The sequence below is a fragment of the Kitasatospora sp. NPDC001527 genome (assembly GCF_040298605.1).
GTDB lineage: Bacteria > Actinomycetota > Actinomycetes > Streptomycetales > Streptomycetaceae > Kitasatospora.
Genome location: NZ_JBEPAM010000021.1, coordinates 104,784 through 114,946 on the forward strand (window position 1 = coordinate 104,784; position 10,163 = coordinate 114,946).

General features: G+C 75.5%; 13 protein-coding genes. 9 read left to right on the forward strand and 4 right to left on the reverse strand.

What is annotated here, in order from left to right:
- The first annotated feature begins 5 nt into the window (after positions 1 to 5).
- Positions 6 to 545 (forward strand): GNAT family N-acetyltransferase, encoded by a 540-nt coding sequence (locus tag ABT238_RS20525; protein ID WP_350772640.1) that lies wholly within the window; start codon positions 6 to 8, stop codon positions 543 to 545.
- On the opposite strand, the gene ABT238_RS20530 is transcribed toward ABT238_RS20525, so the two are convergent.
- On the reverse strand, positions 529 to 1,188 hold the full coding sequence (locus ABT238_RS20530; protein WP_350572340.1) for a TetR/AcrR family transcriptional regulator: 660 nt from the start codon (positions 1,186 to 1,188) through the stop codon (positions 529 to 531). The two genes, ABT238_RS20525 and ABT238_RS20530, sit on opposite strands and share 17 nt — an antisense overlap.
- A gap of 121 nt (positions 1,189 to 1,309) precedes the next feature.
- On the opposite strand from ABT238_RS20530, the gene ABT238_RS20535 reads away from it, so the two are divergent.
- The 6 genes from ABT238_RS20535 to ABT238_RS20560 all read left to right on the forward strand — a co-directional run bounded on the left by ABT238_RS20535 (position 1,310) and on the right by ABT238_RS20560 (position 6,716).
- Positions 1,310 to 2,320 carry a glycoside hydrolase family 113 protein gene (locus ABT238_RS20535; RefSeq protein ID WP_350772678.1) on the forward strand — a complete coding sequence of 337 codons (1,011 nt, stop codon included), beginning with the start codon at positions 1,310 to 1,312 and terminating at the stop codon, positions 2,318 to 2,320.
- A gap of 80 nt (positions 2,321 to 2,400) precedes the next feature.
- Positions 2,401 to 2,535 (forward strand): hypothetical protein, encoded by a 135-nt coding sequence (locus tag ABT238_RS20540; protein WP_350572338.1) that lies wholly within the window; start codon positions 2,401 to 2,403, stop codon positions 2,533 to 2,535.
- Between the two features lie 65 nt (positions 2,536 to 2,600).
- A complete protein-coding gene (locus ABT238_RS20545) occupies positions 2,601 to 3,704 on the forward strand; it encodes a carboxylate-amine ligase (RefSeq protein WP_350572337.1) in 1,104 nt (367 codons plus the stop codon).
- Positions 3,705 to 3,927: 223 nt separating this feature from the next.
- Positions 3,928 to 4,683 (forward strand): class I SAM-dependent methyltransferase, encoded by a 756-nt coding sequence (locus ABT238_RS20550; RefSeq protein ID WP_350772705.1) that lies wholly within the window; start codon positions 3,928 to 3,930, stop codon positions 4,681 to 4,683.
- Positions 4,680 to 5,273, forward strand: coding sequence for a DedA family protein (locus ABT238_RS20555; protein WP_350572335.1), 594 nt, complete (start codon positions 4,680 to 4,682; stop codon positions 5,271 to 5,273). The genes ABT238_RS20550 and ABT238_RS20555 overlap by 4 nt, the downstream gene beginning before the upstream one ends.
- Before the next feature lie 156 nt (positions 5,274 to 5,429).
- Complete coding sequence (locus ABT238_RS20560; RefSeq protein WP_350772738.1) at positions 5,430 to 6,716, forward strand: phytase; 1,287 nt, start codon at positions 5,430 to 5,432, stop codon at positions 6,714 to 6,716.
- A 58-nt stretch (positions 6,717 to 6,774) separates the two neighbouring features.
- Here ABT238_RS20560 and ABT238_RS20565 read toward each other — a convergent pair whose 3' ends face one another.
- Positions 6,775 to 6,987, reverse strand: a complete 213-nt coding sequence (locus ABT238_RS20565; protein WP_350772749.1) for a hypothetical protein — start codon at positions 6,985 to 6,987, stop codon at positions 6,775 to 6,777.
- A 64-nt stretch (positions 6,988 to 7,051) separates the two neighbouring features.
- Positions 7,052 to 7,330: a hypothetical protein gene (locus ABT238_RS20570; protein WP_350572332.1), complete on the reverse strand. Its 279-nt coding sequence runs from the start codon at positions 7,328 to 7,330 to the stop codon at positions 7,052 to 7,054.
- A 95-nt stretch (positions 7,331 to 7,425) separates the two neighbouring features.
- Between ABT238_RS20570 and ABT238_RS20575 the strand changes: the two genes are divergently transcribed.
- Complete coding sequence (locus tag ABT238_RS20575; protein WP_350772764.1) at positions 7,426 to 8,460, forward strand: YihY/virulence factor BrkB family protein; 1,035 nt, start codon at positions 7,426 to 7,428, stop codon at positions 8,458 to 8,460.
- 9 nt (positions 8,461 to 8,469) lie between these two features.
- Here ABT238_RS20575 and ABT238_RS20580 read toward each other — a convergent pair whose 3' ends face one another.
- Positions 8,470 to 9,555 (reverse strand): mechanosensitive ion channel family protein, encoded by a 1,086-nt coding sequence (locus ABT238_RS20580; RefSeq protein ID WP_350572330.1) that lies wholly within the window; start codon positions 9,553 to 9,555, stop codon positions 8,470 to 8,472.
- A gap of 191 nt (positions 9,556 to 9,746) precedes the next feature.
- On the opposite strand from ABT238_RS20580, the gene ABT238_RS20585 reads away from it, so the two are divergent.
- Positions 9,747 to 10,115: a PRC-barrel domain-containing protein gene (locus ABT238_RS20585; protein WP_350572329.1), complete on the forward strand. Its 369-nt coding sequence runs from the start codon at positions 9,747 to 9,749 to the stop codon at positions 10,113 to 10,115.
- Positions 10,116 to 10,163: the final 48 nt, after the last annotated feature.

Consider the following 10,163-nt stretch of genomic DNA (forward strand, 5'->3'; position numbering starts at 1 on the left):
GCCGGATGGACGATCTTGGATCCGTGCCGTGGCCGCCCGAGCCGATCAGGACCGAGCGACTGGTGCTCCGCCGGCCCGAGGCCCGGGACCGGGCGGCGTTCGTCGAGCTGCTCGCCTCGCCGCAGGTGCACACCTACCTCGGCGGTCCGCGGCCACGCGACGAGGTGGAGCGTGAGCTGTCCGGGGCGCCCGAGCAGTGGCCCGGGAGCTTCGCCGTCGAGCTCGACGGGTCGATGATCGGCCACGTCCTGCTCAGGAGGGCGACGGGGCACCGCCGGCCGGCCGCCGCGGGCAAGGCCGATCTCGGCTATCTGTTCCTGCCGCGGGCCTGGGGGCGCGGATACGCCGCCGAGGCGTGCGCGGCGGCGCTCGGCTGGCTCGCCGGCGTCCTTCCCGGCGAGCCGGTGGTGCTCACCACCCAGAGCGCCAACGCCGCCTCGATGCGCCTCGCGGCGAAGCTGGGCTTCACCGAGGTGGAACGCTTCGAGGCCTGGGGCTCCGAGCAGTGGCTCGGCATGCGGTCCCCGGTCACGCCGTCCGGCTGAGCCGCTCGGCGGCGTCGAACGCGGGCGCGAGCGGGGAGAGCGCCGCGCGGAGCCGCTCGGCCAATGAGCCGGCCGGGACGACGAATCCCGCGGCGCCGAGGCTCCCGGCAGCCTCGGCGCTCCCGGCCGGCCGCAGCCAGCCCTCCAGCGCGATGCGGACCGCGGCGGCCGCGCTCGCCGCGAGAACGCGGGCCGTGGGCGCTCCGGTGTCTCCCAGGCGCTCGGCGAGCACGGCCGCGAGCGGGGGCTCGATGCCGGCGGTGGCGTCCAGGAACGCCTCGCGCAGCGCGGTCCGGGTGATGATCAGCAGCAGCGCCCGGGGGTCGTGCTCACCGGCGTGCGCGTACTGCTCGACCACGGCGTCGGTGACGGCGTCGGCCAGCCGCACGTCCGCGGGCCGGGCCGCGACCGCCGCCGCGATCCGCGCCTCCCGGTCCGCGGTGACGGCCGAGACGATCGCCTGCTCGCGGCTGGCGAAGTAGTTGTTGTAGGTGCGCGGCGAGACCCCGGCCGCCTCGGCGATGTCCTCGACCCGCACCTGGTCCGGGCCGCGCTCCACGGCCAGGCGCAGCGCCGCCTCGCGCAGCGCCACGCGCGTGGCCCGCTTCTTCCGTTCCCGCAGCCCCGGTGGTGGTGTCGTCACGGCGCCAGCCTCCCATGCCGCGATGCGCGCACGCAAACTTGCGTGCGCGCATTTTTCCTGTCAGCCTCGACCGGGACCGAGCGAGAACGACTGGGAGGGCGTCCGCATGAGGGCCAGGGGAATGACCTACGACACCGGATTCGTCGTGCACGGCCGGACATCCCGCGAGGACTTCGATCCCGCGGTGGTCCGGCGCGAGCTCGCCGTCATCCGCGACGACCTGCACTGCAACGCGGTCCAGATCATCGGCGGCGACCCGGAACGGCTGGAGCTGGCCGCCGCTGCCGCCGCCGGGCTCGGCCTGGAGGTCTGGTTCTCGCCCTATCCGCTGGAGCTGGATCCGGAGCGGATCCTCACACTCTTCCGCGACTGCGCCGAGCGGGCGGAACGGATCCGGCGGCAGGGGGCCGAGGTCGTGTTCGTCGCGGGGGTCGAGCTGAGCGTGATGAACCACGGATTCCTGCCCGGAGCGAGCCCCGAGGAGCGGGTCGAGCGGCTGCTGGGCCGCCCCGAGCGGCGGGCCGGGGCGATGCGCGAGCTCGGTGTGCGCCTCAACGCCTTCCTCGGCGAGGCCGCGGCGGCGGTGCGCGAACGCTTCCGGGGCAGGCTCACCTACGCGTCCATCCAGTTCGAGCAGGTCGACTGGACCCCCTTCGACATCACGACGTTCGAGCTGCTCCGCTCCGCCGAGGTCGCCGACCGGTTCCGGGAAGCGGTGCGGACCCTGGCCCGGGGACCGAAGCCGCTCGCCATCACCGGGTTCGGCACCGCGGCCTACCGCGGCGCGGGAGACCGCGGCGGCCGGGTGCTGGACGTGGTCGAGTACGACCCGCACACCAGGGCCCCCGTCCGGCTGAACGGCGTGTACGAGCGCGACGAGGCCGGCCAGGCCGCCTACCTGACCGAACTGCTGGAGATCTTCGAGACCGAGGGCGTGGACAGCGCGTTCGTGTTCCTGTTCGCCCTGCCCGGCTACCCGCACCGTCCGGACGGCGACCCCAGGGACGACCTGGACCGGGCCGGCCTGGGCATCGTCAAACTCCTCGAAGGACGCCGGGGGCGGACCTACCCCGACATGGACTGGGAGCCCAAGGCGGCCTTCGCGGCCGTGGCGCAGCGGTACCGGCGGTGAGGCGCCCCGTGCGCGGATGACAGGTGGTCAGGACCACCGGGGCCGGCGCCGGCCCCGGTGGTCCTGACGACGGCGGTCCCATGTCCCGGGCACACGGCTGGCTGCCGCTGGGCGCGTTCTTCGCGGCCCGGGCGGAGCGCACCCGCCGTCCGGACCACGACCCGGCGGCGGGCCGGGCCCGCTCCGCCGAGGCCCCGCTTCCCGACGCCGTGTGACGCCGCTCGCCGGGGGCGTGCAGCGGGTGGGGCGTGGAACGCGCGGTTCCGGGTAACGGCGGTTCATGCTGACACTCGGAGTCGAGGAAGAGTACCTGCTGATCGATCCTCGGGACGGCACCCCGCTCCCCCGGGCCGCCGAGGTGCTGGCGGCGGCCGACCTCGCGCCGGCGCTGCGGCCGGAGGAGGCCCAGCACGAGCTGCTCCAGGTCCAGGTGGAGACGGCCACCCCGGTCTGCGAGGACCTCCCGGCGGTGGTCCGGCACCTGTCACGGGTGCGCGCCGGGCTGACCTCGGCCGCCGCGCAGCACGGGTGCCGGGTCGTCCCGGTCGGTGCGGCGCCGTTCGGACTGGACGACCCGGTGCCCGTGACCGACGGCACCCGCTACCGCCGGGCCCGCCGGCAGGCGCCCGCGCTGGTCGACGACCTGATGCTCAACGGCATGCACGTGCACGTCGGCATCGAGGACGAGGAGGAGCGCGTGGGCGCCCTGGTGCGGCTGCGCCCCTGGCTGCCGGTGCTGATCGCGCTCTCCGCCAACTCGCCCTACTTCCGGGGCCGGGACACCCGTTTCGCCAGCTGGCGGACGGTCCACTTCGACCAGTGGGCGGTCAGCGGCCCGCCGCCCGCCTTCGCCGACGCCGCCGACCACCGGCGGCGGGTGGCCGCCCTGCTGGCGGCGGGCGCGGTCGCCGACGAGGGCCAGCTCTACTGGCACGCCCGGCTGTCCGCCCGCTACCCGACGGTGGAGGTGCGCGCCGCCGACGTCCAGCTGACGGTCTCCGACGCCGAGCTGTTCGCCGGTCTGGTCCGCGCCCTGGTGGTACGGGCCGTGCTGGACGAGCGGGCCGGGCATCCGCGCCCGGCCGTCCCCGACGAACTGCTGCGCGCCGCCACCTGGCACGCCGCCCGGACCGGCCCGCGCGGCAGGCTGGTCTCCCCGCTCGACGGGACGGCCCGGCCGGCCGCCGAGGTGGTCGGGGAGTTCCGCGCCCACCTCGCCCCGGGGCTGGAGGCCACCGGGGACACGGAACGGATCGCGGAACTGTGGCGGGCCTTCGAGCGCGAGGGCAGCGGCGCGGACCGCCAGCGCCGCTGGTACCAGGAGGGCGGCCGGGAACGGCTGGCCGAGCAGCTGGTCGCCTCCACCGTCCGGCCGGAGCGGTGAGGCGACCGCCACCGGCTCCCCCGGCCCCGGTGACGCCGTCGGTGCGAAGCAGCGGCCGGTCGCCCGGCCGGGCGCTGATCGTGTCCTCACCCTGCCGATCGTGGGGACGCGCGGCACCGTGGGCCCGCGACGACCGGCTATGGCGTGCCCCCGACTTTCGTAGGGGGTGAGCGTCGCACAACGGCCGAACCGGTGAGGTCCGCCGGTTCCTACCGTCGAATCCATGACCCACACCCCCGCCCGCACCGCCCCCGCCTCCGCAGCCGGGCCGGTCCGCACCGACGGCTGGGCGTTCCTGCGCGAAGCCGTCCGCGACCTGCGCACCACCGGCGCGGTCGCCCCCTCCGGCCAGGCCCTGGCCCGCAGCCTGACCGACCCCGTCCGCGCGCGGTCCCCGCGCCCGCTCGCCGTGCTGGAGGCCGGGGCCGGCACCGGCGCCGTCACCCGCGCCCTGCTGTCCCGGCTTCCCCGCGGCAGCCGTCTGGACGTCGTCGAGGCCAACCCCCGCTTCACCGCCCGCCTCGACCACCTCGTCGACACCGCCCCCGCCGCCCGGCACACCCGGGTCACCGTCCACCAGGCCCTGGTCGAGGACCTGGCCACCGACCGGCGCTACGACGTCGTCGTCTCCGGCCTGCCGCTGACCAACTTCACCCCCGAGCAGGTGGAGCGGATCATGGCCCGCTACCTGGACCTCCTGCACCCCGGCGGCACCCTCTCCTACTTCGCCTACCTCGGCACCCGCCGCGCCCGCACGCTGTTCGCCTCCCGCGCCGAGGCCCGCCGCCACGCCGCCGTCGACGAGATCATGACCGCCTACCAGCACCGCTACGCCACCGGCCGCTGGACGGTGCTCGCCAACCTGCCCCCCGCCCACGTGTGGGAACTGCGGCGCCCCGAGACCCCCGCCGACCGCGTGCGTCCGCTCGCCACCCCGCTCGGCGTGCCCCGCGCCCAGGGGGATGGTGTGCTGTGGTGAACTTCCTGACCGACGCCCTCGCCCACCTGCCGCCGCCCGCCGTGTACGCACTGCTGGCCGCGGTGGTCTGCGCCGAATCGGTTCTGCTGCTGGGCGCGTTCACCCCCACCCTCGCCCTGCTGCTGACCTCCGGCGCCATGGCCCGGGCCGGTTCCGTCAGCCTGCCCCTCGTCATCGCGGCCGCCGCCGCGGCAGCGGTCGCGGGCGACTACCTCGCCCACCGCACCGGAGGCGTCCTGGGCGGCCGTCTGCGCGCCGGCGGCGTCGGCCGCCGCGTCCCGGCCGCGGCCTGGCAGCGCGCCGAGACCCTCATGGCCCGCCATGCCGGCCGGGCCGTCTTCCTCAGCCGCTTCGTGCCCGTCGTCCGCACCCTCACCCCGCACCTCGCGGGCGCCACCCGCCTGCCCTACCGCGCCATCGCCCCCTACAGCGCGAGCGCCGCCGGCCTGTGGGCCGCCGCCGAGGCCGGCATCGGCTACGCCGCGGCGACCTCCCTCGAACGCCTGCTCACCCTCGGCGGCCCGGCCCTGGCAGTCGTCGCCGTCACGGCCGTCGCGGGCGCGGTGCTGTGGGCGGGACGGCGCGGCTGACACCGCCGGGCACGAGCATCCCGCCGGGCCGGCCCGGCTCAGCTCCACGGGCTTTCGCGACGTGTTCACCTACCGGCCACCACTTCGTCGCGGACATGACCGTTGGCACCGTGATCGTTTTCCCTGCCAGGGCAAATCCCTCATGAAGGAAGAAACATGACGATCCGTCTGGCCGCTCGCGCGTCCATGCTCGTGCTCTGTACGGCACTCGCGGCCTCCGTCGCCCTTCCGGCGCAGGCCTCCTCGGTCGCCGGCGTCCGGCCGAAGGCCGAGACCGCGCCGCTGTACGACGACGAGGCCGGTGGCAACGCCAACGCGGACGACCCGGCGATCTGGCGCAACGCCGCCGACCCGGGCCGCAGCCTGGTGATCGCCACCGCCAAGCAGGGCGGCCTGCGGGTCTACGACCTGGACGCCCACCAGGTCCAGTCGGTCCCCGCCCCGGCCGGACCGGGCACCGACGACAAGCCCGGGCGCTTCAACAACGTCGACCTGGTGCAGGGCCTGCGGCTGGCCGGCGCCCGCGCGGACGTGGCGGTGGTCAGCGACCGCGGCAACGACCGGCTGCGGATCTACCGCATCGACCGGGACAAGCCCGGCGGCCCGCTCACCGACGTGACGGACGCGGGTGTGCGGCCCGTGTTCTCCGCCGACCAGGCCGAGATCAACGACCAGAAGACCGCCTACGGCCTGGCCACCTGGACCGACCGCAGGACCGGCCGCTCCTACGCCCTGGTCAGCCAGCGCAACAGGACCCGGATCGCCCTGCTGGAACTGGTCGCCACCCCCGCCGGCACGGTCGACTACCGCCAGGTCCGCACGATCGACCTGCCGTCCTCCTTCCGCCTGCCCAACGGCGCCACCTGGACGCCCTGCGCCGAACCGGGCGAACTGCCCCAGGTCGAGGGCATGGTCGTCGACCCCGCCGACGGCACCCTGTACGCGGGGCAGGAGGACGTCGGCATCTGGCGCATCGACGCCGGACTGACCGGCACGCCGACCCTGATCGACAAGGTGCGCGAGTACGGCGTCCCCGGCACCTACGACGAGCAGACCGAGGAGTGCACCCCCGGCGCCGACCCCGGCTACGGCGGCAAGCGCCTGAGCGCCGACGTCGAAGGGCTCACCCTGGTCACCGAGCCGGACGGCGACGGCTACCTGCTCGCCTCCAGCCAGGGCGACGACACCTTCGTCGCCTACGACCGCGAGCGCGACGACGACAACGAATTCGAAGGCGCCTTCCGCATCACCGCCGCCTCCACCACCCTCGACGGCTCCGAGGTCTGCGACGGCGCCGCCGCCCTCAACGCCCCCCTCGGCAACCGCTACCCGAACGGCCTGCTCGTCGTCCAGGACGGCAAGGAAACCCCCGCCGACGGCGACCGCGAGGCCACCGGCTTCAAGTTCGTCGACCTCGGCGAAGTCCTCGACGCCATCGACTGACCCACCCCGGCGGGCGCACGGTGCCGCACCGTGCGCCCGCCGCACTCCCTCGGGCCGGTCAGGGCCGGTCGTCCGGGTCACCGCCGTCGGGATCGCCGTCCGGGTCGTCCACGTCGGACTCGTCGGACTCGTCGGACTCGTCGGGATCCAGCCGCCGGGCCCGGCCGGGTTCGACGGTGGTCGCGTCGCCCTCCGGCCCGTCGGTGCCTTCGTCGCCGGTGTCATGGTGCAGCGGCACGCCACCCGCGCCGCCCTGCGGGATGTCCTCCACCGTCGTCTCCTCGCCTCGTCGCGGATTCCTCCGGTCGCTTCGCGCGTGCCCGGGGCTCGCCGGGTCAATCCGCCCGGCGGCAACCGCGCAGCAGGCCGAAGGCCGCCCCGATGAGCCCGGCCCAGCCGGCCAGCGCCGTCCAGAACACCTCCGGGGCGCAACCGCGCAGTCCGGCCGTCAGCAGGGCCAGCGACAGCAGGCCCAGGGTCAGCACACTGCGGGGCCGCCCGCCGCACAGCGCCTCCCAGGCGCGGCCGCGCAGCCACAGGGCGACGCCGTGCGGCGTCACCGGTCCGGCGCGGCCCCGCCGCCGCCCGTCCGCCGTCCGTTCCGGCCGGTCCACCGTGTCCGCCTCCTCGCGGTCGCCGTGTTCGCCGGCGCTCGGCTTCCCCGGTTCCGGCGGGGCTAACGTCCCGATCCGGGGGCAGACGCGCCCGCGTGAACCCGATCGAACGCGCCCTGCGCGCGCTGGACGGCCTCCAGCAGCGCCACCGTCCGCCCGCCGTCGTCGTCGGTGTCGTCAAGAAGTACGGGGACGACCGCGGCGGCCTGCTCTGCGCGCTGCTCACCTACTACGGCTTCGTCGCGCTCGTCCCGCTGCTGCTCCTGCTCAGCACCGTCCTCGGCTTCGTCCTGCACGGCCACCCGGAGGCGCAGCAGGCCGTGGTGGACTCCGCGCTCGCCGACTTCCCGATCATCGGCGACCAGCTGCGCCAGAGCACCCACTCGCTCCAGGGCAGCGGCCCGGCGCTGGTGATCGGCGTGCTCGGCCTGCTCTACGGCGCGCTCGGCGTCACCCAGGTGCTCCAGCACGCGATGGCCGAGATCTGGAACGTGCCGGGCGTGCGGCGGCCCGGGTACTTCCCCCGGCTGGCGCGCGGGCTGCTGCTGTTCGCCGTCCTGGGCGGCGGGCTGGTGCTGACCACGGCCGGCGCCGCGCTGGTCGGCACCACGCTGGGCGGGCTGCCCGCGCGGATCGGGGCCCTGGTCGTCTCGGCGCTGCTGAACTCCGCCCTGTGCCTGGCGTGCTTCCGGGTGCTCACCCCGAAGGACGTGCCGACCCGGGCGCTGTGGCCGGGCTGCCTGCTGGCCGGACCGCTGTTCACCGCGCTGCAGGCCTTCGGCTCGCTGCTGGTCGCGCACCAGCTGCGGCACGCCGGGCAGGTGTACGGCTTCTTCGCGACCGTGATCGGCCTGCTCTCCTGGCTCTACCTGACCGCGCAGATCACCGTGTACGCCGCGGAGACCGACGTGGTGCTCGCGCGCCGGCTGTGGCCGCGCAGCCTGCTCCAGCCGCCGCTGACCGAGGCCGACGAGCAGGTGCTCGCCTCGGTCGCCCGGCAGGAGGAACGGCGGCCCGAGCAGCGGGTCGACGTCTCCTTCCACGACCCGGACGACGGGGAGCCGGACGACGGGGATCGGAACGGCGGGGATCGGGACGGCGGGGCCGCCGCTCCCGGTCGGGGCCGGTGAGCGGGCCGCCTACGGCCCGGTGGAGGCCGGGCCCGCGGTGCCCGGGCGGGCCGCGTCCGGGCGGGCGCCGGGGGCCTCCGTCACCGAGACGCGCGGCAGGGCGTACGGGTGGTGGTCGCGCAGGTAGCCGATCAGGTGCTCGCGCAGCTGGCAGCGCAGTTCGTAGGCGTGGTCGGCGTTCGCGGCGGTGGCCAGTGCCCGCACCACGATGGTGGTGGGCGTGGTGTCGACGACCTGGAGGGCGCTGCCCTCGCCGTCCCAGAGCGGGTGGCCGGCCAGGAAGGCGTCGAACTCCTCGCGCAGCTTGCCGACCGGGGCGTGGTGGTCGAGGTGGAGCAGCGCCGTGCCGGTGATCCGGCTGGACCGGCGCGACCAGTTCTCGAACGGGCGGCCGACGAAGTACGACATCGGCATCACGATCCGCCGCTGGTCCCAGGTCGCGATCACCACCGCGGTGAGGGTGATCTCCTCGACCGTGCCCCACTCCCCCGCGACCACCACGACGTCCCCGATCCTGGCGAGGTCGCCGAAGGCCATCTGGACGCCGGCGAAGACGTTGGCGAGGGTGCTCTGCGCCGCCACGCCCGCCACCACGCCGACCAGGCCGGCCGAGGCGAGCAGGCTGGTGCCGATGCCGCGCACCGCCGGAAAGGTCATCAGGACGGCGCCCAGCGTCACCAGCCCGATCACCGCCTGGCAGATCCGGCCCAGCAGGTCCGCCTGGGTCCGGGCCCGGCCCGCCCACGCCGGGTCACGGCGGTGCACGGCGAGGCGCACCGTGCCGTTCACGAGCAGCACCACCACCCGGGCGCCCAGCCAGCCGCCGCTGACGATGGCGGCGATCAGCACCAGGTGGCGCAGGTCGTCGCGGGCGGCGAGCGGCGCGTCGATCCACGGCAGCGCGCCGAGCACCAGCAGGCAGGCCGTCAGCGCCAGCAGCGGCCGGCGGCAACGGGCCAGGACGCGCGGCACGCCGGTGGTGCGGCCGCGGGCGGCCGGCCGCCGGGACAGCGCCAGCGCGGCCCGGTCCGCGCCGTACGCGAGGACGACCGCCGCCAGGCCCGCGAGCGCCAGCCGCACCAGACTCCACCCCATGTCCCGCTCCCCTCTCGCGTCTCTCCTCGTGGACGCCGGGGCGCGAGCGCCCGGCCCGCGGCCCGTCTTTCCCGGCTCGCCGCGCCCACACCTGCCGCGGGTGGCATGGTCCGCGCGGTCCGGGGCATCCGAGCACCGCGCACCCGCGGCGGCGGGGCGCAGCGGACCCACGACGGAAGGGAGCAGGACACATGGGCGAGGACGTCAACCTCTGGCAGTTCCGGGACACGGCCGGCCACACCGCCGGCACCGACCTCATCGGGTTCCACGTGGAGGCCGTCGACGGCTCCGTCGGCAAGGTGGACAAGCTGTCCGAGGAGGTGGGATCGCAGTACCTGGTCGTCGACACCGGGCCGTGGATCTTCGGCCGGCTGGTGCTGCTCCCGGCCGGAACGGTCATCCGCGTCGAGATCGGCGAGAAGACCGTGTACATCGACCGGACCAAGGACGAGATCAAGGAGAGCCCCACCATGGGCGCGGCCGAGAGCGACCTGGGGCCCGACTTCCGCGACCGCTACGCGCTCTACTACGCGCCGTTCTACGGCGGCCGGTTCTACTGACGGCCCGGGCGAACGGCCGGTTCCGCCCCTGCCCAGGGGCGGAACAGG